The organism is Paenibacillus sp. FSL L8-0436, assembly GCF_038593025.1.
Taxonomy (GTDB): Bacteria; Bacillota; Bacilli; order Paenibacillales; family Paenibacillaceae; genus Paenibacillus_AQ.
In genome coordinates this window covers 6,645,910-6,671,454 of record NZ_CP151955.1, presented here as the reverse complement: position 1 = coordinate 6,671,454, position 25,545 = coordinate 6,645,910, and the positions used below count along the sequence as shown (strand labels likewise).

General features: G+C 50.1%; 25 protein-coding genes and 1 other annotated feature. Of the genes, 24 read left to right on the top strand and 1 reads right to left on the bottom strand.

Annotated features, from left to right (window positions below; all coding sequences use genetic code 11):
* The first annotated feature begins 5 nt into the window (after positions 1-5).
* The 5 genes from NSS79_RS30905 to pssA all read left to right on the top strand — a co-directional run bounded on the left by NSS79_RS30905 (position 6) and on the right by pssA (position 7,061).
* Complete coding sequence (locus tag NSS79_RS30905) at positions 6-1,070, top strand: protein arginine kinase (RefSeq protein WP_038597147.1); 1,065 nt, start codon at positions 6-8, stop codon at positions 1,068-1,070.
* A 36-nt stretch (positions 1,071-1,106) separates the two neighbouring features.
* Positions 1,107-3,575: an ATP-dependent protease ATP-binding subunit ClpC gene (gene clpC / locus NSS79_RS30900; RefSeq protein ID WP_038597145.1), complete on the top strand. Its 2,469-nt coding sequence runs from the start codon at positions 1,107-1,109 to the stop codon at positions 3,573-3,575.
* 227 nt (positions 3,576-3,802) lie between these two features.
* A complete protein-coding gene (gene radA, locus NSS79_RS30895; RefSeq protein ID WP_342437350.1) occupies positions 3,803-5,170 on the top strand; it encodes a DNA repair protein RadA in 1,368 nt (455 codons plus the stop codon).
* Between the two features lie 13 nt (positions 5,171-5,183).
* A complete protein-coding gene (gene disA / locus NSS79_RS30890) occupies positions 5,184-6,260 on the top strand; it encodes a DNA integrity scanning diadenylate cyclase DisA (protein ID WP_342437349.1) in 1,077 nt (358 codons plus the stop codon).
* A gap of 63 nt (positions 6,261-6,323) precedes the next feature.
* Entirely contained in the window at positions 6,324-7,061 is a 738-nt protein-coding gene (pssA, locus tag NSS79_RS30885) for a CDP-diacylglycerol--serine O-phosphatidyltransferase (RefSeq protein ID WP_038597137.1), read from the top strand.
* 137 nt (positions 7,062-7,198) lie between these two features.
* Here pssA and NSS79_RS30880 read toward each other — a convergent pair whose 3' ends face one another.
* Positions 7,199-7,594: a DUF1573 domain-containing protein gene (locus NSS79_RS30880; RefSeq protein ID WP_342437348.1), complete on the bottom strand. Its 396-nt coding sequence runs from the start codon at positions 7,592-7,594 to the stop codon at positions 7,199-7,201.
* Positions 7,595-7,806: 212 nt separating this feature from the next.
* On the opposite strand from NSS79_RS30880, the gene NSS79_RS30875 reads away from it, so the two are divergent.
* The 19 genes from NSS79_RS30875 (at position 7,807) to rpoB (ending at position 25,448) form a co-directional block, all read left to right on the top strand.
* Entirely contained in the window at positions 7,807-8,895 is a 1,089-nt protein-coding gene (locus NSS79_RS30875; RefSeq protein ID WP_342437347.1) for a PIN/TRAM domain-containing protein, read from the top strand.
* Between the two features lie 93 nt (positions 8,896-8,988).
* Positions 8,989-9,681, top strand: a complete 693-nt coding sequence (ispD, locus tag NSS79_RS30870; protein WP_342437346.1) for a 2-C-methyl-D-erythritol 4-phosphate cytidylyltransferase — start codon at positions 8,989-8,991, stop codon at positions 9,679-9,681.
* Positions 9,682-9,683: 2 nt separating this feature from the next.
* Entirely contained in the window at positions 9,684-10,172 is a 489-nt protein-coding gene (gene ispF / locus NSS79_RS30865) for a 2-C-methyl-D-erythritol 2,4-cyclodiphosphate synthase (RefSeq protein ID WP_038597129.1), read from the top strand.
* A gap of 50 nt (positions 10,173-10,222) precedes the next feature.
* Positions 10,223-11,686 carry a glutamate--tRNA ligase gene (gltX, locus tag NSS79_RS30860; protein WP_038597127.1) on the top strand — a complete coding sequence of 488 codons (1,464 nt, stop codon included), beginning with the start codon at positions 10,223-10,225 and terminating at the stop codon, positions 11,684-11,686.
* A 529-nt stretch (positions 11,687-12,215) separates the two neighbouring features.
* Positions 12,216-12,908 (top strand): serine O-acetyltransferase, encoded by a 693-nt coding sequence (gene cysE / locus NSS79_RS30855; protein WP_342437345.1) that lies wholly within the window; start codon positions 12,216-12,218, stop codon positions 12,906-12,908.
* Between the two features lie 52 nt (positions 12,909-12,960).
* The gene (cysS, locus tag NSS79_RS30850; RefSeq protein ID WP_342437344.1) at positions 12,961-14,367 is read left to right on the top strand and encodes a cysteine--tRNA ligase; all 1,407 of its coding nucleotides are present in this window, start codon (positions 12,961-12,963) and stop codon (positions 14,365-14,367) included.
* On the top strand, positions 14,364-14,801 hold the full coding sequence (locus NSS79_RS30845; protein ID WP_342437343.1) for a Mini-ribonuclease 3: 438 nt from the start codon (positions 14,364-14,366) through the stop codon (positions 14,799-14,801). The genes cysS and NSS79_RS30845 overlap by 4 nt, the downstream gene beginning before the upstream one ends.
* Before the next feature lie 33 nt (positions 14,802-14,834).
* The gene (rlmB, locus tag NSS79_RS30840; protein ID WP_038597120.1) at positions 14,835-15,599 is read left to right on the top strand and encodes a 23S rRNA (guanosine(2251)-2'-O)-methyltransferase RlmB; all 765 of its coding nucleotides are present in this window, start codon (positions 14,835-14,837) and stop codon (positions 15,597-15,599) included.
* 2 nt (positions 15,600-15,601) lie between these two features.
* Entirely contained in the window at positions 15,602-16,123 is a 522-nt protein-coding gene (locus NSS79_RS30835; RefSeq protein ID WP_038597117.1) for an NYN domain-containing protein, read from the top strand.
* A gap of 162 nt (positions 16,124-16,285) precedes the next feature.
* Positions 16,286-16,930, top strand: a complete 645-nt coding sequence (gene sigH / locus NSS79_RS30830) for an RNA polymerase sporulation sigma factor SigH (RefSeq protein ID WP_020427086.1) — start codon at positions 16,286-16,288, stop codon at positions 16,928-16,930.
* Positions 16,931-17,355: 425 nt separating this feature from the next.
* Complete coding sequence (rpmG, locus tag NSS79_RS30825) at positions 17,356-17,505, top strand: 50S ribosomal protein L33 (protein ID WP_074086515.1); 150 nt, start codon at positions 17,356-17,358, stop codon at positions 17,503-17,505.
* 20 nt (positions 17,506-17,525) lie between these two features.
* Positions 17,526-17,717, top strand: a complete 192-nt coding sequence (gene secE / locus NSS79_RS30820; protein ID WP_038597114.1) for a preprotein translocase subunit SecE — start codon at positions 17,526-17,528, stop codon at positions 17,715-17,717.
* Between the two features lie 20 nt (positions 17,718-17,737).
* Positions 17,738-18,271 (top strand): transcription termination/antitermination protein NusG, encoded by a 534-nt coding sequence (gene nusG / locus NSS79_RS30815; RefSeq protein ID WP_020427084.1) that lies wholly within the window; start codon positions 17,738-17,740, stop codon positions 18,269-18,271.
* Positions 18,272-18,345: 74 nt separating this feature from the next.
* Entirely contained in the window at positions 18,346-18,771 is a 426-nt protein-coding gene (rplK, locus tag NSS79_RS30810; RefSeq protein WP_020427083.1) for a 50S ribosomal protein L11, read from the top strand.
* 81 nt (positions 18,772-18,852) lie between these two features.
* Positions 18,853-19,545: a 50S ribosomal protein L1 gene (rplA, locus tag NSS79_RS30805; RefSeq protein WP_342437342.1), complete on the top strand. Its 693-nt coding sequence runs from the start codon at positions 18,853-18,855 to the stop codon at positions 19,543-19,545.
* 67 nt (positions 19,546-19,612) lie between these two features.
* Positions 19,613-19,767, top strand: a sequence feature (ribosomal protein L10 leader region).
* 64 nt (positions 19,768-19,831) lie between these two features.
* On the top strand, positions 19,832-20,335 hold the full coding sequence (gene rplJ, locus NSS79_RS30800) for a 50S ribosomal protein L10 (RefSeq protein WP_038597109.1): 504 nt from the start codon (positions 19,832-19,834) through the stop codon (positions 20,333-20,335).
* A 65-nt stretch (positions 20,336-20,400) separates the two neighbouring features.
* On the top strand, positions 20,401-20,760 hold the full coding sequence (gene rplL, locus NSS79_RS30795; protein ID WP_038597106.1) for a 50S ribosomal protein L7/L12: 360 nt from the start codon (positions 20,401-20,403) through the stop codon (positions 20,758-20,760).
* 121 nt (positions 20,761-20,881) lie between these two features.
* On the top strand, positions 20,882-21,484 hold the full coding sequence (locus tag NSS79_RS30790) for a class I SAM-dependent methyltransferase (protein WP_342437341.1): 603 nt from the start codon (positions 20,882-20,884) through the stop codon (positions 21,482-21,484).
* A gap of 418 nt (positions 21,485-21,902) precedes the next feature.
* Positions 21,903-25,448, top strand: a complete 3,546-nt coding sequence (gene rpoB / locus NSS79_RS30785; RefSeq protein WP_342437340.1) for a DNA-directed RNA polymerase subunit beta — start codon at positions 21,903-21,905, stop codon at positions 25,446-25,448.
* Positions 25,449-25,545: the final 97 nt, after the last annotated feature.

Below are 25,545 nucleotides of genomic sequence, written 5' to 3'. Positions count from 1 at the left end.
GCGGCATGTCAAGTCTCCGGTTTACCGAACAAGCGCTTAGTGACTGGATGCGCTGCGGTGGCAGCCATTCCGAGATTGTAATCAGCAGCCGTATGCGTATCGCCCGCAATCTGGAGCACCTGCCTTTTCCTTTGCTGGCATCTGCCGAGCAGGCGGAAGAGGCGCTGGAGCAGCTGGCACCCGTGTTTCAGGGAGAAGCTGCAGCGGACTTTGGTACCTTTCAACTGCTGAAGCTGGATGAGCTGGATGAGCTGGATAAAAAAGTGCTGGTGGAGAAACATCTGATCAGTCCAAATCTAGCCAATGATTCACGGGGTGGAGCGGTCATTCTGAACGAGGATGAGTCGGTCAGCATCATGATCAATGAGGAAGACCACCTCCGGATTCAATGTCTGTTTCCCGGCCTGCAGGTTAAAGAGGCTTGGGTAAGGGCAACGGCCATCGACGATATTTTTGAGGCTTCTGTCAATTATGCCTTTGATGATAGAAGAGGGTACTTAACGAGTTGCCCCACCAATGTAGGAACCGGGCTAAGAGCCTCGGTAATGCTGCATTTACCGGCACTGGTTATGACCCATCAGATCAACCGGATTCTATCCGCTGTAAATCAGGTGGGCCTAACCGTAAGAGGAATTTATGGCGAGGGCAGCGAAGCAGTAGGGAACATCTTTCAGATATCCAACCAGATTACGCTGGGACAGACCGAAAGTGAGATCATTGAGAATCTTCACAGTGTGGTCACCCAGATTATAGAGCATGAACGGAACGCCCGTGAACGCCTGCTGGTTGATTCTGCACTGCGGATTACCGACCGGATTAAACGCTCTTACGGCATTTTGTCCTATGCGGCAGTGATGGAGCTTAAAGAGTCGGCCCAGCGGTTATCCGATTTGCGGCTTGGAGTCGATTTGGGGATACTGGAAGGGCCTTCGATTTCAGTGTTGAATGAGCTGAATGTCAAGACACAGCCCGGATTTTTGCAAAAGCTGTTCGGCGATGAGCTCACGGCCACTGAACGTGATATGTACCGGGCAAAGCTGCTCCGGGAAACACTGGGATCACAACATTAATTATAGATATTTATTATTCGTGGAGGTGCAGGAGATATGATGTTTGGAAGATTTACGGAACGCGCACAAAAAGTGCTGGCGCTGGCGCAAGAAGAAGCTGTTCGTTTGGGACACAACAACATTGGGACAGAACATATTTTGCTCGGACTGATTCGTGAAGGAGACGGCATAGCCGCGAAAGCTCTAATCGGACTTGGTCTGGGTCTTGAGAAAATTCAGGATGAAGTGGAAACACTGATCGGCAGAGGACAGGAGCAGCCAACAAACATCGCGTATACTCCTCGTGCCAAAAAAGTTATTGAGCTGTCGATGGACGAAGCCCGCAAGCTGGGACACACTTACGTCGGCACTGAGCATATCCTGCTCGGGCTTATCCGTGAAGGCGAGGGTGTAGCTGCCCGTGTACTCAACAACCTGGGGATCAGCCTTAACAAGGCCCGCCAGCAAGTGCTGCAACTGCTTGGCAGCAGCGAAGCTACTTCCAGCCACAGCGGTGCGCCTGCTAATGTCAGCACACCAACGCTGGATGGCCTGGCCCGTGACCTTACCGCCTATGCCAAGGATGGCAACCTGGATCCGGTTATCGGCCGCAGTAAGGAAATTGAACGTGTCATTCAGGTGCTGAGCCGCCGGACGAAGAACAATCCGGTGCTGATCGGTGAGCCTGGGGTTGGTAAAACAGCCATTGCCGAAGGTCTGGCCCAAAAGATCATCAATAATGAAATTCCGGAAACGTTGCGTGACAAACGCGTAATGACTCTGGATATGGGTTCTGTAGTAGCCGGAACCAAATACCGCGGTGAGTTTGAAGACCGCCTTAAGAAGATTATGGATGAGATTCGCCAGGCAGGAAACATCGTGCTCTTCATTGATGAGCTGCACACCCTGATCGGTGCAGGCGGTGCGGAAGGTGCTATTGACGCCTCCAACATCCTGAAGCCGGCTCTGGCCCGTGGAGAGCTGCAATGCATCGGTGCCACAACGCTGGATGAATACCGCAAATATATTGAGAAAGATGCAGCCTTGGAACGCCGCTTCCAGCCTATTACGGTGGATCAGCCTTCTCCTGAGGAAGCTGTACAAATTCTTTACGGACTACGTGACCGTTACGAAGCCCATCACCGGGTGAAGATCACGGATGAAGCCATCGTAGAGGCTGTAAAACTGTCCGACCGTTACATTCCTGACCGGTTTCTTCCGGACAAAGCAATTGACCTGATTGATGAAGCTGGCTCCAAGGTAAGATTGAATTCTTATACGATTCCGCCAAATCTGAAGGAACTGGAAATGCGTCTGGATGATATCCGCAAGGAGAAGGATTCAGCCGTGCAGAGCCAGGAATTCGAGAAGGCTGCCGCACTGCGGGATACGGAGCAAAAGATCCGCGAGGAACTGGACACGACCAAGAACCAGTGGAAAGAGAAGCAAGGCCGCACTGACTCACAGGTTACACCGGAGGATATCGCTCAAGTGGTAGCCAGCTGGACCGGTATACCGGTCAGCAAGCTGAAGGAAGAGGAAACCGACCGTCTGCTTAATATGGAGTCTATCCTGCATGAACGGGTAATCGGCCAGGACGAAGCCGTCAAGGCAGTCAGCCGGGCCCTCCGCCGGGCACGTGCAGGACTTAAGGATCCTAAACGTCCTATGGGCTCCTTCATCTTCCTCGGTCCTACCGGGGTTGGTAAAACCGAGCTGGCACGGGCGCTTGCGGAAGCCATGTTCGGTGATGAGAATGCGGTGGTCCGGATTGATATGTCGGAGTACATGGAGAAACACTCCACTTCCCGTCTGGTAGGAGCGCCTCCAGGTTATGTGGGTTATGAAGAAGGCGGACAACTAACCGAGAAGGTACGCCGTAAACCATATTCAGTAGTACTGCTGGACGAAATTGAGAAGGCCCATCCGGAAGTATTCAACATCCTGCTGCAGGTGCTGGAAGACGGCCGTCTGACCGATTCCAAAGGCCGCGTGGTCGATTTCCGCAACACTCTGATCATTCTTACCTCCAATGTAGGGGCGCAGGCGATCAAGAAGAATTCGACGCTGGGCTTCACAGCGGTGCAGGATGCGGGAGCAGACTACACCAATATGAAGGGCAAGGTTATGGATGAGCTGAAGAAGAGCTTCCGTCCCGAGTTCCTGAACCGGATCGATGAGATCATTGTCTTCCACTCCCTGGAAGAAAAGCATATCGCAGAAATTGTTACGCTGATGTCCGATGAGCTGCGCAAGCGGCTGCGTGAGTACGATGTCGACTTTGAGCTGACAGAGGGAGGCAAAGCCTTCCTGGCCAAAGAGGGCTATGATCCAGCCTTCGGCGCACGACCGCTTCGCCGGGCGATCCAGAAGCATATTGAGGACCGGCTGTCCGAAGAACTGCTGAAGGGCAACATCAAAAAAGGCGATTCCCTCAAGATCGATGAGGTGAACGGTGAGCTTGTCGTAACTACCGTTGAGCCGCCAGCAGCTTCCCTGGAAAAAGAAGTGGAAACTGAGAAATAATATCCATCTGTGAAACATAGCTCCCGCTCCTCCGTATAGAGGGGCGGGGGCTTTTTGTTGCTGTGCAGACCCTTTTGGTGATAATTCACCCGAATTTCAGGAAAGTTAATGAGATACTCCTCAAAAGTAGCTCTGAACTGACCTTTCGTTCAAGGTGCAGAAATGGTAAACTTTGAATAAGAGAAAATTATCCGCAATTTAAGCAGTTCGGACGGTAAGGAGTACACATGGCTAAACCAAAAACTAAATTTTTCTGCACCGAATGCGGCTACGAATCGCCGAAGTGGTTCGGCAAATGCCCGGGCTGCCAGGCATGGAACTCCATGGTTGAGGAGACCGAAAGTGTAGTCAAAACACAAGGAATGAATGCACCTATTATTCAGAGTAAAGAAAAGGCGCAATCGATCATAAATATAGAAAGTGACAAAGAGCCCCGTATATTGACAGGCATCGGTGAGCTTAACCGGGTTCTCGGCGGAGGTATTGTGCCGGGTTCACTGGTGCTGGTCGGAGGCGACCCCGGCATCGGGAAATCAACTCTGCTGCTGCAGACCTCGCATGCATTGACTACTCAAGGGTTACGCGTACTGTACATCTCGGGAGAAGAATCGGTTCGGCAGACGAAACTCCGTGCCGATCGCCTCGGGGCGTTGTCGGCAGAGCTGTATGTACTGTGCGAGACGAATATGGAAAGCATCGAGGAAGCCATTGAACAGATCAAACCTCAGTTCCTCGTCATTGACTCCATCCAGACGGTATTCATGCCGGAAGTAACCAGTGCACCTGGCAGCGTGACACAGGTTCGGGAATGTACGACAAGATTTATGCGTATCGCCAAAATCCGCGGGATCGCAACAGTACTTGTTGGTCATGTCACCAAGGAAGGCGCGATTGCCGGGCCCCGAATGCTGGAGCATATGGTGGATTGCGTGCTCTATTTTGAAGGAGAGCGGCATCATACGTACCGGTTGCTGCGGGCAGTCAAAAACCGCTTCGGTTCAACCAATGAGATCGGTATCTTTGAGATGGGGGAGATCGGGCTTACAGAAGTGGAGAATCCCTCCGAGCTGTTCTTGTCCGAACGTCCGCTAGGTGTAGCGGGTTCAGCAGTAGTGGCTAGTATGGAAGGAACCAGACCTGTGCTTGTTGAGCTTCAGGCACTTGTCGCTGCAACTCATTTCCCTTCCCCCCGCCGGATGTGCACAGGTATGGACCACCAGCGGATGGCGCTTATTATTGCGGTGCTGGAGAAGCGGATGGGGATGTTCCTGCAGAACCAGGATGCTTATCTGAACGTTGCCGGTGGGGTAAAGCTGGATGAACCGGCAGTAGATTTGGCTGTAGCCATCAGCATTGCTTCCAGCTTCCGCGATATATCAACCAAGCCTTATGATGTCTTCTTTGGTGAAGTCGGTCTCACCGGTGAGGTCAGGGGGGTCTCACGCGCGGAAACGCGGGTGAAGGAAGCGTCTAAGCTTGGCTTCCGGAGAGTGATTATGCCAGAGAAGAGCATGAAAGGCTGGAAACATCCGCAGGATATCCAGATTATTGGCGTCAGTACCGTAGCAGATGCACTGTCGGTCGCGTTAGATTAGGGGGCATAGGAAGATGAAAGAATATAATCAATTAGATAATATGAATGATCTGCTGAGGATGGCGGCGCCCGGAACTCCCTTCCGGGAAGGTCTGGAGAATGTGCTGCGTGCAAAGACGGGAGCTTTGATTGTTGTCGGATACAGCCCGGAGGTGATGGAAGTTGTCGATGGGGGATTCTCCATTAACTGCGATTTTTCACCCAATTATTTATATGAATTAGCTAAAATGGACGGAGCCATTATTCTGAGCGAGGATTTGAAACGGATACTGTACGCAAATACGCAGCTCATTCCCGATTCCTCCATCTCATCCATTGAGACAGGGATCCGCCACCGCACTGCAGAGCGTGTCGCCAAGCAGACGGGCAAGCTGGTGGTATCCATTTCCCAGCGGCGCAACATCATTACCTTGTATCAAGGTTCCATCCGTTATGCACTTAAGGAGATTGGGGCAATTCTGGCCAAGGCCAACCAGGCCATACAAACCCTGGAGAAGTACAAAGCAGTACTTACCCAGGGCTTAACGAACCTTTCCGCTTCTGAATATGAAGGCCTCGTTACCGTGGCTGAAGTTGTCGGGGTGATCCAGCGGGTGGAGATGGTACTGCGCATTAAAATGGAAATCAAGCGCTATATCAACGAACTCGGCAACGAAGGGCGCTTGATCAGCATGCAGATGGAAGAACTGGTCGGAAATACAGAGGAAGAAGCATGGCTTCTGTACAGAGACTATGCAAGAGAGGAACAGGAGGACAAAATCCGCGAAATTATTGCCGGACTCAAACGTTCCAGCGACGATGAGCTGATGGATGACAATCATATTGCCCGTCTGCTTGGTTATTCCTCTACAGCGATTGCCTCCGAGGAAGTCGTTACTCCGCGCGGGTACCGGCTGCTTAATAAGATTCCACGCCTGCCGAATGTGATCATCCACAATCTGGTGGAGCGCTTCGAAATGCTGCCGAATCTGATGACTGCGAGCATCGCGGAACTCGATGAGGTGGATGGAATCGGAGAGGTTCGGGCACGAAATATCCAGGACGGACTTAAACGCCTGCAGAAACAAGTTCTTATTGACAGGCAAATGTAAATAACATACAATCACGTAATATTGAAGAAGTTAGGCTCAAAGTAATAAAATAGAGGTGAAGAAATGATACAAAAATCAATTCCGAGTCTTTTTACCATTGGTAACCTGATGCTTGGAATGTTTGGTATCATGATGGCGTTTGACGGCAAGCTTAGCATGGCCGCTATCATGGTGATTATCGCTATGCTGCTTGACGGACTAGATGGCCGTGTAGCGCGGGCGCTGGGCTGCGAGAGTGAATTTGGCAAGGAGCTGGATTCCCTATCCGATGTCGTATCCTTTGGTGTGGCACCTGCGCTAATTATGTATCTTACAAGCCTGCAGGATTTGAGTTCTGCGCTCGGCTGGACTGTAACAGCAATATTCCCGGTATTCGGGGCGCTGCGGTTGGCCCGTTTTAATGTCCGCCCGGGAATCCCCGGATATTTTGTCGGTTTGCCTATTCCTGCTGCAGGTGGCGTGCTCGCCACACTGGCCCTTTTTCATAAGGATGTTTCCGCTCCATTCATGATTGTTGCCACTTTACTCTTATCTTATCTGATGGTCAGCACAGTCAAATACCCTAACTTCAAGAAGATCGGACTGCCCAAAAAAGCGGTCGTTGGTGCGCCGTTAGTGATTATTGTGGCGGTAGCAGTAGCAGTTGTGTTCCCGGAGCAGATTGCCAAGATGATCTTTGGACTGCTCGCGCTGTATGCTTTGTACGGATTTAAGCATAATATTGACCGGCTCACGGCACGTCGCCGTCACCGCCGCAGAAGACGATCGGAAGACAAGATCTATCACTCCAAGAACGGGTAGCCTGTAAGTTATTCCTCTAGATAATCATTCCTTTATATATACCGAAAAAGGCTTTGCCCTCCCTGACCTCAGTGGACGGCAAAGCCTTTTTCGGTTGAACGTATGAAGAAAGCATACAAGAGCGTCTGCAGTCATGATTAGGATAGGTTGAATAAACCGAGCGTAGCGCATTTCTGCGATTCCTTCACCACAACCTCGTCCATATTGATGTCAAGCAGATTGCACAGTGCGGACATATAGAACAATTCCCGCCCCAGCTCGGAAGCGACAACTTCACGGCAGTTCTCGCACAGATGGCCCTCAAGATGAGTTCCTGCGAGTTCCTTGGCTTGTTCAAGTCCCAAAGCGGGCTCGAACACCTGTTTGGTGGCATGCAGCTGAATACAGCCGCATTCGGTAATGGCCTTGACAACGGCACGGTTGACGGATGCGCTGCTCTGCCCATTCTTGGACATTACATCCAGAAGACTACGGTGACGGAGCAGCAGTTCGGAGACTTGATCCTGAAAGGCCTGTAAACCTGGTGCGCTCATATTTCATTCACCCCTGGGTTCGTAATTGAGTTCATTATATGCCAGGCCCCCCCTGTTTTCAACGGGAATAGGAGTTCCTGGGAGTCTTTACAGAAGCGGTAAGGTAAAAGTATGAGAAAAAATAAGCAACCCCCGATTACCGTCCTGAAAATTGGAACATACTGGTGAGGTATAGATCATTTTAGGATGAATAAAAGGAGGTGCTTAAGGTTATGTGGAAAAAAGTGATGTTGACGCTTGCCGGGTTATGCGGAGCCTGGTCCGGTTTTTCGCTATACCATACGGCAGAAAAAGGGTTCCCTGAGGGAATGGGAAAGCTGGGGGAAAATCTGCCTGTGGAAGGAAGCATTTTATTTACGGTGCTGGGTGCCATTATTTTTTTGTTTGCGGGGACTTTATGCGCGGAGTGGGCAGGTTCAAAGCTGCGTGAGGCGGTGCTGTACTGCTCGCGAATTCCGATGAATGAATTGGCCGCAGGTGCCGCAGGACTTACGGGAGGGCTGCTGTTGACCCTGCTGCTCCATCCGGCCATGGACTGGCTGGGGAAGGCAGGTGAGCTGGTGCAGGTGGTTGCCACGTTAGCTCTGGGTTATATGGGGCTGCGTATCGGTCTGGAGAAGAAAGAGGAGTTGGCCTCGCTTTGGACAACCGGGCGCTGGGGGCAGTCGGCTGAACCGGAGGGCCGCGGACTGGAGGAGCATAAAATTCTCGATACCAGCGTCATTATTGACGGGCGGATTGCCGACATCTGCAAAACGGGATTTATCGAGGGGACGATTGTCATCCCTGAGTTTGTTTTGGAAGAGCTTCAGCATATCGCCGATTCTTCCGATCTGCTGAAACGCAACCGCGGCCGGCGCGGTCTAGATATTCTCAATAAGATCCAGAAAGAACTGGATGTGAAGGTACTGATCTACGAAGGCGATTTCGAAGAGATCTCCGAGGTGGACAGCAAGCTGGTCAAGCTCGCCAAAGTGCTGCGGGGCAAGGTGGTAACCAATGATTTCAATCTCAATAAGGTCTGTGAGCTGCAGGGGGTTTCCGTACTTAATATCAACGATCTGGCAAATGCGGTAAAACCGGTTGTTCTGCCGGGAGAGGAGATTATCGTACAGGTCATTAAAGACGGCAAGGAGCATGGACAAGGGGTAGCCTATCTCGATGATGGGACAATGATTGTCGTTGAAGGCGGACGCGAGTACATCGGCACGACAATGGAGGTTTTGGTTACAAGCGTGCTGCAGACCTCAGCCGGCAGAATGATTTTTGCCAAACCGAAGCTGCTGGAAAAAGCGCAATAAGCAAGAAGCCATATCGCAAAATGTCTTTTGGGTTGGAAATGACCGCCAAACACGTTATGATGGGGATATACGTGAAAGACAGGAGCAAAAAGAATGTCGAACAGTGTGGGCGCCGTGATTGTGGCGGCAGGCAGAGGAACACGGATGGGGACTGCCGAGAGCAAGCAATATTTGCTGCTTCAAGGCAAACCCATTATCGTGCATACGCTGGAGGTGTTCCAGCAGCATGAGCTTATCTCTGAAATTGTGCTGGTCACTGGCCAGGAGGACATAGAACGCTGCCGGGAATGGGTAGAGGCCTATAAGCTGGATAAAGTGAAGGCTGTCGTTCCCGGAGGCTCCGAACGTCAGCACTCCGTACATTTGGGGCTAAAGCAGCTAGACACCAACTGGGTCATGGTGCATGACGGTGTACGTCCATTCGTGCAGGAGAGTGAGATTGATGCTTGCTACGAACGGGCCAGAGCGGTCGGCGCGTCCGTACTTGCAGTGCCGGTAAAGGATACGATCAAGCAGGTGGACGGTGATGGCAAGGTGCTGTCTACGCCGGATCGGCGAAGTCTGTGGGCGATTCAGACCCCGCAGACTTTTCGTCTGTCTGATTTGCTTGAGGCGTATGCCGCGGCGGAGCGGGAAGGATTCATTGGCACCGATGACTCCAGCCTGGCCGAGCGCAGCGGGATTCCGGTATCTGTGGTGGAGGGAAGCTACAGGAACATAAAGATCACAACGCCGGAAGACCTCGATTTTGCCGAATTTACAGAAAGAAACAGGGGAGAGGGTTAAGCATGATAGCTGTAGGACAAGGTTTTGATGTACACCAGCTGGTAGAGGGAAGACCGTGTATTATTGGCGGAGTCACCATTCCTTATGAAAAAGGGCTGCTGGGGCACTCCGATGCGGATGTGCTGCTGCACGCGGTAAGTGATGCTATTCTGGGGGCGCTTGGGCTTGGCGATATCGGCAGGCATTTTCCTGACACCGATCCGGCCTTCAAGGATGCGGACAGCCTGAAGCTGCTGGAGCAGGTATGGAGTCTTGCCCGCGAGCGTGGATATAAGCTCGGCAATATCGACTCAACCATTATTGCCCAGAAGCCAAAGATGGCTCCGTACATCCCGCAGATGACTGAGATCATTGCCCGCGCGCTGGGAGCGGAAACCTCGAAAGTGAATGTAAAAGCGACCACTACCGAACAGCTCGGTTTTGCCGGACGCGGCGAAGGAATTGCGGCACAATCTATTGTCTGCCTGCTCCAAGATGTGATATCATCTTGAGATGGCTGCAAGTGACCTAATTTTAACCATTATGAAGCGGAGGGAATACTATGGCGGATCAAGTCCGGGTGCGTTACGCACCGAGCCCTACGGGACATTTACATATCGGAAATGCCAGAACAGCACTGTTTAACTATTTATTTGCCCGTAATCTGGGCGGGAAATTCATTATCCGGATCGAAGATACGGATGTAAAGCGCAATGTCGCCGGCGGGGAAGAAAGCCAGCTGAAATATTTGAAATGGCTGGGAGTAGACTGGGACGAGAGTGTCGACGTTGGCGGAGAATACGGCCCTTACCGCCAGACCGAACGCCTTGATTTGTATCGTATCTACTGGCAGGATTTGCTGGACCGCGGTCTGGCTTACCGCTGCTATTGCACCGAAGAGGAGCTGGAAGCGGAACGTGAGGAACAGACGGCCCGCGGCGAAACTCCGCGGTATTCGGGCAAGCACCGCGATTTGACAGAGGAACAACGCCTCGCGTTTGAAGCGGAAGGACGTATTGCCAGCATCCGCTTCCGGGTGCCGGAAGATCGCACATATACCTTTGAGGACATCGTAAAAGGCAGCATTTCTTTTACTACTAAAGAAATGGGCGATTTTGTAATCGTGAAGAAGGACGGAATTCCGACCTATAACTTTGCTGTAGCGATAGATGATCATCTGATGGAAATCTCCCACGTGCTGCGCGGGGAAGACCACATCTCCAATACGCCGCGTCAGCTGATGATTTACGAATCACTTGGCTGGGAACCGCCGCTCTTTGGTCATATGACGCTGATTGTCGGTGATGACCACAAGAAGCTGAGCAAACGGAATGAATCCATTATTCAATTCATCGAGCAGTATGACCAGCTCGGCTATCTGCCGGAAGCGCTCTTTAACTTCATCTCCTTGCTTGGCTGGTCTCCGGAAGGTGAAGAGGAAATCTTTAATAAAGAAGAGCTAATCTCGATCTTTACCGCTGAGCGCCTGTCCAAGAGTCCCGCTGTGTTCGACACGAACAAGCTGGCTCATTTGAACAATCACTACATTAAGCATGCGGATCCGAAGCGGATTGCAGCACTGGCCATTCCTCATCTGCAAAAGGCGGGAAGACTGCCGGCTCAGCTTAATGATGAACAGCAGACCTGGGCGGAAACACTTGTTGCACTGTATCAGGAGCAGCTGACGGCTGCATCGGATATTGTCGGGCTGTCCGAAATGTTCTTCCGCAGCCATGTGGAGCTCGAAACGGAAGCGGCTCAGATTCTGGCTGAGAGCCAGGTTTCTGAAGTTCTCTCCGCTTTTCTGGCCAAGGTGGAAGGTGCTGAAGATTTCACTGCCAGCAATATGGCTGTTCTGATTAAAGAAGTGCAGAAAGAGACGGGCCACAAAGGAAAAGCGCTGTTTATGCCAATCCGTGTCGCTTTGACGGGTCAGACGCATGGCCGTGATCTGAATGTGACGATTGCCCTGCTGGGCCGGAACCGTGTCATTGAACGTTTGAAATCACAAATCAAAGGGGCCTAAGCTTTGATGGCCTGGGGGGAAACCTCTTGTCAGTCCCTTATCTTTTCGCTAAGATAGAAGAATATTGTAATAGCTGTGATCAGGAAAAGTACGCGCATAAGGACAATTGCCAGAGAGAATAACCTCGTAAGGAACTTCCTTAAGAGGCTGGAAGTTATTCATTTGTCCGCCGCTGAACATGCGCCTGTGAGCTGTAGGGTTGAGCGTTCCCTTGAGGGACGTTAGACTGTGCCGGGAACGTTGCCGTTAACGACGCAAGAGGGATGTTGCATCCAGAGGCCGTTATGCTGGGCTGGGGAATATGCAATCATCCAAGCAGAGTGGAACCGCGGTTACACGCCTCTGCAGCTTTAAGCTGCAGAGGCGTTTTTTGTTGAAATAGGAGAGCAGATTCTTTAGACATAAAGATGGATTTCTGACCAAGCCTAAGCCCGCGGCAAACGTGTAGAGAGATAGTGGGCTGCGCCAATACCTTCCTTATGCGTACCTGTAAACAGGAGGCGGGGAAGCCAAGAAGAGGGGAACCGTGATGTTTAAGCATATCAAGTCGGACATTCGGGCAGTATTCGACAACGATCCCGCAGCCCGCAGCAGATTCGAGGTTGTCTTCACTTATGCCGGACTTCACGCCATTTGGGGTCATCGGATGGCCCACTCTTTTTACAAACGGCGCTGGTTTACGCTGGCGCGCATCGTTTCACAGATCAGCAGGTTTATGACCGGTGTCGAAATTCATCCCGGCGCCCGTATCGGGAATCGGTTGTTTATCGACCATGGCATGGGGATAGTCATTGGCGAAACTTGTGAAATCGGTGATGATGTTATTATCTATCAAGGGGTTACGCTTGGGGGAACCGGTAAAGAAAAAGGGAAACGCCATCCTACTGTCGGCAATAATGTTGTAATTGGTTCCGGTGCGAAAGTACTGGGATCGTTCCGGATCGGCGATAATTCCAATATCGGCTCCAACGCAGTCGTACTGCGTGAAGTGCCCAATAACAGCACTGTGGTAGGCAATCCCGGCCGAGTAGTCAAGCGCAACGGGGAACGGGTATCCGATCGTCTCGATCATACCAAGATGCCGGATCCGCTGGTAGATTCCCTGCGTTTCCTGCAGAAGGAGATTGAGGAGATCCGGGAACAGCTAGGGAACGAGGATAAGCAGAAAGCCGAGCAGCGGCGGCTGGAGAGCCAGCAATATATAGGGGACTATGAAATTTAAGCATCCCGGTATTCCAGTGAATGCCGGAACATCAGAAAGGATTGGGAACAGCATGGCTTTGCAAATCTACAACACAATGAGTCGCAGCAAGGAGAAGTTTGTGCCTCTGAAGTCAGGCGAGGTAAAAATGTACGTATGCGGACCAACCGTCTACGGCTATATGCATATCGGAAATGCCAGACCTGTTATCGTTTTTGATACGGTCCGCAATTATTTAGAGGCAATCGGCAATGAGGTGCGATATATTACCAATTTCACCGATGTCGATGACAAGCTGATCCGCAAAGCGGAGGAAATGAATACTACAGTAGCTGAAGTCGCTGAAATTTTTATCGCTGCCTACGGTGAAGATCTTGCCGGTCTTGGTGTAAAGCCGGCAACGATGAATCCGCGGGTTACACAAAGTATGGATCTGATCATTGAGCTCATCAAGGAGCTTGAAGACAAAGGTTATGCTTATGAGAACGGCGGCGATGTGTATTACCGCACGGGCAAATTTGCCGATTACGGCAAGCTGTCCCGCCAGAATCTCGAGGAACTGCAATTCGGGATTCGTGTGGAAGTAGATTCGCGCAAGGAGAAACCCGAGGATTTTGTGCTGTGGAAAGCGGCCAAACCGGGGGAAATCCATTGGCACAGCCCTTGGGGGAATGGACGTCCCGGCTGGCATATCGAGTGCTCGGCCATGGTCCGCGAATATTTGGGCGATACTATTGATATCCATGGCGGGGGGCAGGATCTACAGTTCCCGCATCATGAATGCGAATGCGCACAAACGGAAGTGCTGACCGGCAAGCCGCTGTCGAACTATTGGATGCACAACGGATTTCTCAACATCGGAGACGAGAAAATGTCGAAATCGCTCGGCAACGGGCTGCTGGTCAAGGATATCCGCCAGCGTTTCAAAGCCGGAACGATCCGCTATTTCATGCTCTCCACCCATTACCGCAATCCGCTGAACTTTTCGGAAGAAGCGCTGCTGTCTGCCGAGAAAAGCGCCGAGCGGATCGCGCTGGCAGAGAGTAATGTGAAGCATCGTCTGGAACTTGCCCCTGAAGGGGCTGGGGAAGCAGCGAGCGCAGAGACCGCGGCCCGCCTGACGAATATACTGGAGACTTTCCATGCTAAAATGCAGGATGATTTCAATACCCCGGATGCGATCACTGCTGTATTCGACTGGGTAAGCCTTGCGAATCTTACGCTTGCGAACAACGAGGCGAAATCCGCGGATTTTGCGGCGCTGCTGAAGGCTTTTGCGGAGATGAATGCGGTTCTGCGCCTTGCTCCCGAGCTTGAAGAAGAGGTCGCAAGTGAAGATGTGGAGCGGCTGATCGCAGAGCGGGCAGAAGCGCGCAAGAATAAGAACTGGGGACGGTCCGACGAAATCCGCGACGAGTTGAACCGTTTGGGCATCCTGCTTGAAGACACTCCACAAGGAATGCGGTGGCGTCGTAAATGAGCGGGGAGTTCAAGGTGAACAACGCTTGGTTCCCGTACGAACCCTCCAAGCCGGTCCGGCAGCTCTCGCCAATCGTGCTCGCTTATGCGGGAGACGCGATTTATGAAGTGGCTGTCCGCCAATATCTGATCTCGCTGCCGAATCTGCGTCCGAATCACTTGCACCGCACGGCAACCGGACTGGTCTCGGCTAAGGCGCAAAGCACCATTCTTGCCTTTCTCGACCCGATGCTCACGGATGAGGAGAAGGATGTCGCCCGGCAAGGACGGAACGCTAAGTCAGGGACGATCCCCAAAAATGCGGATGTGCTGGAATACCGCCATGCCACCGCTTTTGAATGCCTGATCGGGCACCTGTATTACACAGGGCAGCAGGAGAGAATACAAGAACTCGTCCACAGCAGTATAGAGTACATGATGAACCGGCCCAAGTGAGGCCATAAAACTTATAGAACAGGAGGCATGAACATGGAAGAAGAAATAAAGACAGAAGAAGAAATACTGGCCGGTAAGCATTCGGTGCTTGAAGCGCTTCGTGCCGGCCGTACACTGAACAAGATTTGGATCGCCGAAACAGCGCAAAAGCATTTAACCGCACCGATCGTCGCTGAAGCGCGCAAAGCGGGAATTGTGATCCAGCATGTAGATAAACGGAAGCTGGACCAGCTTGCACCCGGAGTGCAGCATCAGGGAGTGGTGGCTCAGGCTGCACCGTTCGCTTATGCGGAAGTTGCCGATATTCTGGCTGCGGCCGAGGCCAAAGGAGAACCGCCTTTTCTTATCCTGTTGGATGAGATTGAAGATCCCCATAATTTGGGCTCCATTCTACGGACAGCTGACTGCACCGGCGTACACGGGGTGATTGTGCCCAAACGGCGCTCTGCGCAAATTACGGCCACCGTGTCCAAAACCTCAGCCGGAGCTGTAGAATATGTTCCCGTAGCACGGGTCACCAATCTTGGCCAGACTATAGACCGGCTTAAGGAGCTGGGCGTCTGGGTGGTCGGAACAGATGTTGCAACGGATCAGAACCTGTATGAATCGGATATTTTCACCGGTCCGGTAGCTGTTGTTATTGGCAATGAGAACAAGGGAATGGGCCGCTTGATCCGTGAAAAATGCGATGTATTGCTGAAGCTGCCAATGGCCGGTAAGATCAACTCTTTGAATGCCTCAGTTGCGGCCGGCGTCATTATGTATGAGGTATTGCGGCGCCGGCAAGTACAGGGATAGCTATGGCAGACTGGCGCGATGTGCTGCTTGTGGATGGATACAACATGATCGGCGGCTGGCCGGAACTTTCGGCACTGTCGGAGACAGGCATGCAGGGAGCACGCGACCGGCTGCTGGATATGCTGGCCGATTATCAGGCATTCACCGGGCGGCGCGTCATTGCCGTATTCGATGCTTACCGTGTTCCGGGACTTGGCCGTTCCTTTGTGCAGGGGAAGGTACAGGTCTTTTTCACTAAGGAAAAAGAAACCGCGGACGAGTGCATTGAGCGGCTGGTTGGAGAATTCGCTCACCGCCGCCGGCAGATTTATGTGGCAACCAGCGATTTTGTGGAGCAGCATGTAATCTTTGCGCAAGGCGCGTTGCGGATTTCTGCCAGAGAACTGCGGCTGGAGATCGAAGAAAATCAAAAGCAGGTTAAGAAAGCTATCGATCCGCAGGGTATCAGCTCCCAGCGCCATTCCCTGGAAGAGAAACTTCCACCCGAGATGCGGAAACGCCTAGAGGATTGGCGGCGGCAATGAATGCATCCGGAAACCCATAATCCTTTGATTAAATACCAAAAATTGTTATAAAGGATTGTTTTTGGACAAATGCGGTTGACGGTGTAAGGTAACATAATATATACTGATCCTATATTTCGAGAAGTGACGATGTGTCTTGCGTTGCAGCCGGGGGGATTCTTGGTGAGTGTCGACCTCAAGGAATTAATGCTGTCTGAGTATGATTTCATAAGTGATGAAGAAATTGTCGAGATCTTCCGTGGTGGCGACAGTGGCGCATTGGAGCACTTGATTAACAAGTACCGTAATTTCGTACGTGCCAAGGCCCGTTCTTATTTTCTGATTGGAGCGGATCGTGAAGATATCGTACAGGAAGGCATGATTGGCCTTTATAAGGCAATTCGTGACTTCAAGGGCGATAAGCTGTCTTCGTTTAAGGCCTTTGCCGAACTCTGTATTACCCGTCAGATTATAACTGCCATTAAGACGGCTACCCGCCAGAAGCATATACCGCTTAATTCGTATGTCTCTTTGGACAAGCCTATATACGATGAAGATTCCGACCGGACGCTGATGGATGTCATTTGCGGAACCCAGGTGCTGGATCCGGAAGAACTGATTATTAACCAGGAGGAATTTATCGGCCTGGAGGATAAGATGGCGGAGATCCTCAGTGATCTCGAACGCAAAGTTCTGATGCTGTATCTGGACGGCAGATCCTATCAGGAGATTGCGGAAGATTTGAAGCGGCATGTGAAGTCGATCGACAATGCTTTGCAGCGAGTGAAACGTAAATTGGAAAGATATCTGGAAGTGCGTGACAATTAATGATATAATGGACAGGAAAGGCTCGGTCATCGAGTCTTTTTTTAGTGTTTATGCAAGTTTTGATGGAAAAGACAGGATTTTAGTTGATTGCCGTTGCTAAAGAGGTTTATTCACAGTCGGATTGCTCCATAATGGTAAGAATAGTGCCTATCGATGTTCTATCGAGGAATTCCGTCCGTGCAGTCATTCATGACGACCTTACACAAGGCAGCGAACAGCTGGGAAAGACAAGAACAAGACAATGAATGGAACACGGCTACATTACCCGAAATTACCCAGTGCGATGGGGAATTCTTTCGTTGACACAGAGCTTGAAATTATGCTAAAGTGTTTTAGGTAGGCCTAAATTCGCGGGTTTTTTTTAGGATCAATATTTGCGTCTTCTAATTATAAGGTTAGAAGTACGTCTTCGGGAGGTGCATATCATGCGGGTAATTATCACTTTGGCTTGTACAAGTTGCAAACAAAGAAACTATGCGACAACCAAAAACAAGCGAAATCACCCCGACCGCTTGGAGATGAAGAAATTTTGCAAGTTCTGTAACGAGCAAACTCCTCATCGCGAAACCAGATAGTCTTTGGAGGTGTAGTCGGCGTGAAACGTAGTTTCAAGTCATTGTTTTCCTTTTTCACTGAGAGCTGGAGCGAGCTCAAAAAAGTTCGCTGGCCTAGCCGTAAAGAGTTGAAAAACTATTCATTGATCGTTCTCGGTACAATTGTAGTTATGGCGCTTTACTTCTGGGTTCTGGACATCGGTATTTCCGCTCTGATCGAAACGATTATTTAGAGAGGTCCCAGGTGGCTTGTATGGAAAAAAGATGGTATGTTGTTCATACCTATTCCGGGTATGAGAATAAGGTTAAGGCCAATTTGGAAAAACGCGTTGAGTCCATGGGCATGGAAGACAAAATATTCCGTGTTCTTGTTCCTATGGAAGAAGAACTGGTAAACAAGGATGGCAAGAAAAAAACTGTCATGCGTAAAGTTTACCCTGGTTATGTTTTGGTCGAAATGGTTCAGACTGATGATTCTTGGTATGTTGTCCGCAATACGCCGGGCGTTACCGGATTTGTCGGTTCGACAGGTTCCGGATCCAAACCTACCGCTCTGCTTCCGGAAGAAGTTGAACAAATTCTGAAGCATATGGGCATGGTTGAACCTAAAGCGAAGATTGATTTCGAAATTAAGGAATCCGTACGTATTATGGTTGGTCCCTTTGCGAATTTTGTGGGCTCCGTGGAAGAGATTTTGGCTGACAAGAGCAAGATCAAAGTGCATGTTAACATGTTTGGACGGGAAACCCCGCTGGAGTTGGATTTCACTCAAGTGGAGAAAATATAACAGTGTCAAGGGTTTCTTGTGGGAGAACGCTTTAAGCGTTCGAATACCACTATTTACGCAAGGAGGTGTCACTCATGGCTAAAAAAGTTATTAAAATGGTGAAACTGCAGATTCCTGCAGGGAAAGCGAATCCAGCGCCTCCAGTAGGTCCGGCGTTAGGTCAAGCAGGTGTCAACATCATGGCATTCTGTAAGGAATTCAACGCTCGTACTGCCGACCAGGCTGGCCTGATCATCCCGGTTGAGATTACAGTATTTGAAGACCGTTCGTTTACCTTCATCACTAAAACTCCTCCGGCTGCCGTTCTGCTTCGCATCGCTGCTAAAGTAGAAAAAGGATCCGGTGAACCAAACAAGAAAAAAGTAGCGAAGCTCGGCCGCGCAGCGGTTCGTGAAATCGCTGAAACAAAAATGCCCGACCTGAACGCTGCATCTATCGAAGCTGCAATGCGTATGGTTGAAGGTACTGCCCGCAGTATGGGTATCACAATCGAAGACTAATATGTATTCGATGCACCGGTCATTCATGACCGCAATATGTGGGAGGAATTTCCGCTAACACCACAAAGGAGGAACATTTTCATGGCTAAACATGGTAAGAAATACATGGAATCTGCTAAGCTGATCGACAGCGAAGCAACTTACGAGCCTTCAGAAGCTGTAGAGCTTGTGAAAAAGGCGGCAACTGCCAAATTCGACGAAACCGTTGAAGCAGCAGTTCGTCTGGGTGTAGACCCGCGTAAACAAGACCAAGCTGTTCGTGGTGTTGTTGTCCTGCCTCACGGCACAGGCAAAACACAACGCGTGCTTGTATTTGCAAAAGGTGAAAAAGCGAAAGAGGCAGAAGCTGCTGGCGCGGATTTTGTAGGCGATCAGGATATGATCAACAAGATCCAACAGGGCTGGTTTGAATTTGATGTCTGCGTAGCTACACCTGATATGATGAGTGAAGTTGGTAAACTGGGTCGTCTGCTCGGTGGTAAAGGCCTCATGCCTAACCCTAAAGCTGGCACAGTTACTTTCGACGTTACCAAGGCTGTGCAAGAAATCAAAGCCGGTAAAATCGAATACCGTCTTGATAAAGCCGGTCAAATTCACGCGCCTATCGGCAAAGTGTCCTTTAGTGCTGAACAATTGAACGAAAACCTTAAATCCCTGATCGACGCTCTGAACCGTGCGAAACCGGCTGCTGCTAAAGGTGTTTACCTGAAGAACATTGCTATTTCGTCTACTATGGGACCAAGCGCTCGTGTAAATACAACTTCTTACAGATAATAGGGGTTGACTCCTAGAGTCATCTTTGATAATCTATAACAGTTGTGAACTTTAAGGTGATCATTCTTCAACTTGAATATGCTTACCGTAGACAGTAGGTGCCGTAGGGCTTAATTTCCTACCGAGGTGTTGTGATAGAAACAAGAAGTGCCGGGTACATGCCTGTGTAACTTACGTTTTATCAAGCCTTCGTGAATCTGCGGAGGCTTTTCTAATGCCTGCGTAGGAACGACGAGAATTTTCCGGAAGAATCGTCGTCACATAAATTTTCAGGAGGTGTATACAAATGGCAAATGCAAAAGTAATCCAAGCTAAACAGGAAGCGGTTGATGTTGTAACAAGCAAACTGCAGAACAGTGTTTCCACTGTTGTTGCGGACTACCGTGGATTGAACGTTTCGCAAGTGACCGAACTGCGTAAGCAGCTTCGTGAAGCTGGCGTTGATTTTCAAGTCCTGAAGAACTCTTTGGTGCGTCGTGCAACTGCGGCGTCTGATTTGACTGAGTTGGACGCAGTTCTGACTGGTCCTACAGCAGTAGCATTCAGTGAAACTGATGCGGTAGTAGCAGCCAAGATTTTGAATGACTTCGCTAAGAAGAACGACGCTCTGAAACTGAAGGGCGGCGTTGTAGAAGGTAAAGTTATCGACGCTGACCAACTGAAAGCACTGGCTGAGCTTCCATCCCGCGATGGTTTGCTGTCCATGCTGCTTAGCGTGCTTCAAGCTCCAGTGCGCAACTTCGCGCTTGCAGTTAAAGCAGTCGCTGAGAAAGAAGAACAAAGCGCGTAAGCCTTTGTCTCTAGCATCATAATCAATACCACAAATAAATTTAAATATAAAATGGAGGTTCAATCATGAGCAAAGAAACAATTTTGGAAGAAATTAAAGGCATGAGCGTATTGGAACTGAACGACCTGGTTAAAGCAATCGAAGAAGAATTCGGCGTAACTGCAGCAGCTCCAGTAGCAGCTGGCGGCGCAGTAGCAGCAGTAGCAGAAGAACAATCCGAGTTTGACGTAATTTTGACAGGCGCTGGCGCTTCCAAAATCAACGTTATCAAAATCGTTCGCGAAATCACAGGCCTGGGCTTGAAAGAAGCTAAAGACCTCGTAGACAACGCTCCAAAACCAATCAAAGAAAAAGTAAGCAAAGAAGAAGCCGATGCTACCAAAGCGAAATTGGAAGAAGCAGGCGCAGCTGTAGAAGTGAAGTAATTCGCTTCAATAAGGTAATGCCCCGGGGAGAATCTTCTCCTTCCGGTTCTTGCAACCCCCTTGAACTTGTTCAAGGGGGTTGCTGTATACAATAGGAAGAACAAAATGAAAGGAGGATCTTATGTCGCAGCATTATTACTCGCAGCAGCCGGAAGCGCGTCATGACAGACGTACCCTAAGCACGGTTCTGAGAGGGAAAACCCTGCGGTTTACCAGTGACGCCGGTGTTTTTTCCAAAGGGGATATTGACCATGGCAGCCGTGTTCTAATTGAGGCTATGGACATTCCGGATGGATCTGCAGTGCTTGACGTAGGCTGCGGGTACGGACCGATTGGCATTAGTGCAGCGTTTCTGGCTCCGGGCGGCCATGTTACGATGATTGATATTAACAGCCGTGCGGTCGAGCTGGCTCGCGAGAATGCCCAGCATAATGGAATCCGCAATGTTACGGTTATGGAAAGCGATGTGTTGTCTGCAGTAAAGGGACAAAAGTATGATGTCATACTTACGAATCCTCCTATACGTGCCGGCAAAGCGGTAGTGCATCGTATTTTTGAAGAGGCGTATGAGCATTTGAATGAGGGTGGAAGTCTGTGGATTGTAATCCAGAAGAAACAGGGGGCACCTTCAGCGGCAGCCAAACTCGAAAGCTTGTTTCCGGTTGTGGAAGAAGTGGGGAAAGACAAAGGCTATCGTATTATCAGGGCGCAAAAAAATAGTTGATTAGTCATTGACTTGTGATATAGATAGTGGTATTATTATAAAATGTCAGTATTAAGCTAGGCTCCATGTCTTTAGTTTGCTGAAATGTCAAGTAATATATTGTCGACCGGCAAGCGCATGCCGTACGGCAAGTTTGTGCGAATTCAGTTCTCTATGTTACCGCCACGGCGAAGGTCGCCGGGGAAATAGATAATAGCGCATAAACTGTTGCTTGGTGACGTATAATACGTACGTTTTGGGCAAATCTACTGGATAAGGAGTATTTTGTTCATGGATAGATGCGCTCTTTTTTCGGAAGATTTCGATAAGGGCTTTTCTCTATTTGTGGCTGAATCCTTGTGTTATGGTTCCATTATAATGGTCCAAACAAGGGTTCGCAATCAATTTTTAAGTGAGTAGACATGAGGGGTGAGTAAAGTTGGCAGGACATCTTGTTCAGTATGGTCGACGCACTCGGCGGAGCTATGCGAGAATTAACGAGGTACTCGAGGTCCCGAACCTGATCGAGATCCAACAAAAATCTTATGATTGGTTTTTGGAGGAAGGATTGCGGGAAATGTTCCAGGACATCTCGCCGATCCAGGATTTCACAGGGAATTTGGTGCTTGAGTTCATTGATTACAGCCTGGGTGAACCGAAATATACGGTTGACGACGCTAAAGAGCGGGACGTAACATATGCGGCTCCTCTGCGGGTGAAAGTACGGCTCATTAATAAGGAGACCGGTGAGGTCAAAGAGCAGGAAGTGTTCATGGGAGATTTCCCGCTGATGACGGAGACCGGCACTTTTATTATCAATGGTGCAGAACGGGTTATTGTCAGCCAGTTGGTTCGCTCTCCAAGCGTCTATTTCAGCACAAAAGTGGATAAGAACGGTAAAAAAACCTACACCGCCACAGTAATTCCTAACCGCGGAGCCTGGCTGGAACTTGAGACCGACGCTAAGGACATTATGTATGTCCGCATCGACCGGACTCGTAAGATCCCGGTTACCGTGCTTCTGCGTGCTCTCGGGTTCGGCAGTGATGCTGAGATTCTGGAACTGCTTGGCAATGATGAATATATTCGCAATACGCTGGATAAAGACAACACGGACTCTACGGAAAAGGCGCTTATCGAGATCTACGAGCGTCTGCGTCCGGGCGAACCGCCGACACTTGATAATGCCAAGAGCCTTTTGGTCGCACGTTTCTTTGATCCAAAGCGCTATGATCTGGCCAATGTAGGCCGCTACAAGATCAACAAAAAGCTGCACATTAAGAATCGTCTGTTCAATCAGCGTTTGGCTCAACCTCTGGTTGATGAGTCCACAGGTGAAATCCTGGCGGAATCCGGCCAAATGGTTGACCGTCGTCTGCTTGATGAGCTGATTCCTTATTTCGAGAAGAATGTTGCTGCCAAAAACTACCGTGTAAGCGGTGGGGTTATGGACAGTATTGATATCCCTCTGCAAACGATCGACGTGTTCTCGCCGATTGAAGAAGGACGGGTTATCAAGCTGATTGCCAATGGCAATATCGACAAATCAGTGAAGCATATTACTCAGGCTGATATTATCTCCTCAATCAGCTACTTTATTAATTTGCTGCACGGCATCGGCAACACCGATGATATCGACCACTTGGGTAACCGTCGATTGCGTTCTGTAGGTGAACTGCTGCAGAACCAATTCCGTATCGGGTTGTCCCGTATGGAACGCGTAGTGCGTGAGAGAATGTCGATTCAGGATGCTAATGCGATTACGCCACAGGCTTTGATCAACATTCGTCCGGTTATCGCGTCGATTAAAGAGTTCTTCGGTAGTTCGCAGCTGTCCCAATTTATGGACCAGACGAACCCGCTGGCTGAACTGACGCACAAACGCCGTCTATCGGCACTCGGACCCGGCGGTCTGACTCGTGAACGCGCGGGCTTTGAGGTTCGTGACGTCCATCACAGTCACTACGGCCGTATGTGTCCAATTGAAACGCCGGAAGGCCCGAATATCGGGCTGATCAACTCCTTGTCCACCTTTGCCCGGATCAATGAATACGGCTTTATTGAAGCGCCGTACCGTTGGGTGGATCCGAAGACTGGCAAGGTGACCGAGCAGATCGATTACCTGACTGCCGATGAAGAAGATAACTATGTAGTTGCTCAGGCTAACGTACTGATCGACGAAGAGGGCTCCTTCAAGGAAGACATGGTTATCGTTCGTTACAACAAAGATTCAGATAACATTACAACAATGCCTAGTAATCGCGTGGATTACATGGATGTATCGCCGAAACAGGTTGTATCGGTCGCTACGGCGCTCATTCCGTTCCTTGAGAACGATGACTCCAACCGCGCACTGATGGGATCGAACATGCAGCGTCAGGCCGTTCCGCTTCTAATTCCTAAAGCGCCGCTTGTCGGCACAGGAATGGAGCATAAATCCGCTAAGGATTCGGGCGTATGTATTGTTTCCAAGTATGACGGTATTATTGAACGCTCGTCGGCCAACGAAATTTGGCTGCGCCGCGTTGAAGCTGTCGAAGGCAAGGAAGTTAAAGGCGATATCGTTAAATATAAATTACACAAATTTATGCGTTCGAACCAGGGTACCTGCATTAATCAACGTCCGCTGGCTAAAAGAGGCGACATTGTTAAGAAAGGCGACATTCTGGCCGATGGACCATCCACGGAAATGGGCGAACTTGCTCTTGGCCGCAACGTAGTTGTTGCGTTCATGACTTGGGAAGGTTATAACTACGAGGATGCGATCCTGCTGAGTGAGAAACTGGTTAAGGAAGATGTATACACTTCGATTCATATCGAGGAATACGAATCCGAGGCTCGTGACACCAAGCTGGGACCTGAAGAAATTACTCGTGATATTCCGAATGTCGGTGAAGAAGCGTTGCGCAATCTTGATGAGCGCGGCATCATCCGCATCGGTGCGGAAATCAACGCTGGTGATATTCTGGTGGGTAAAGTTACTCCGAAGGGTGTAACTGAACTGACTGCCGAAGAACGCCTGCTGCACGCTATCTTTGGTGAGAAAGCCCGCGAAGTGCGCGATACTTCGCTGCGCGTTCCTCATGGTAGTGACGGTATTATCGTTGACGTCAAAGTATTTACACGCGAGAACGGCGATGAGCTGCCTCCGGGTGTAAATCAGCTGGTTCGTGTCTACATCGCTCAGAAACGTAAGATTTCTGAAGGTGACAAGATGGCCGGACGTCATGGTAACAAGGGTGTCGTTGCCCGTATCCTGCCTGAAGAAGATATGCCATTCCTTCCTGACGGTACACCGGTACAGGTTGTCCTGAACCCTCTGGGCGTTCCTTCCCGTATGAACATCGGCCAGGTGCTCGAAGTTCATATCGGTATGGCTGCCCTGCAGCTCGGTATTCACGTAGCTACTCCAGTATTTGATGGAGCGCGTGAGAACGACGTGTTTGATACGATGGAAGAAGCCGGCATGCAGCGTAATGGTAAGACAGTGCTTTATGACGGCCGTACAGGTGAACGCTTCGAGCGTGAAGTTACTGTCGGCGTTATGCACATGATCAAACTGGCGCACATGGTTGACGATAAGATTCATGCCCGTTCCACAGGACCTTACTCTCTCGTTACACAGCAGCCACTCGGCGGTAAAGCCCAGTTCGGCGGACAGCGTTTCGGTGAGATGGAAGTTTGGGCGCTTGAAGCTTACGGTGCTGCATATACACTTCAAGAGATTTTAACTGTGAAGTCCGATGACGTGGTTGGCCGTGTCAAGACGTACGAATCCATTGTCAAAGGCGAGAATGTTCCAGAACCAGGTGTTCCGGAATCGTTCAAAGTACTCATCAAGGAACTGCAGTCGCTTGGTATGGATGTTAAGATCCTCAGCGGCGATGAGCAGGAAATTGAAATGAAGGAACTGGATGATGAGGATGAGACGTCAGGCGACAAGCTGAGCCTCAATTTAGAAGGCACAGAAGTCGGAATAGAGTAATTTAACTGTAAGAATCAATTTCATTTAAAAAGGACCGTGCCCTCTTTTGATCTAACAGTCAAGGGAGGGCCTCCGGTACTAAATCAGGATATAGGTT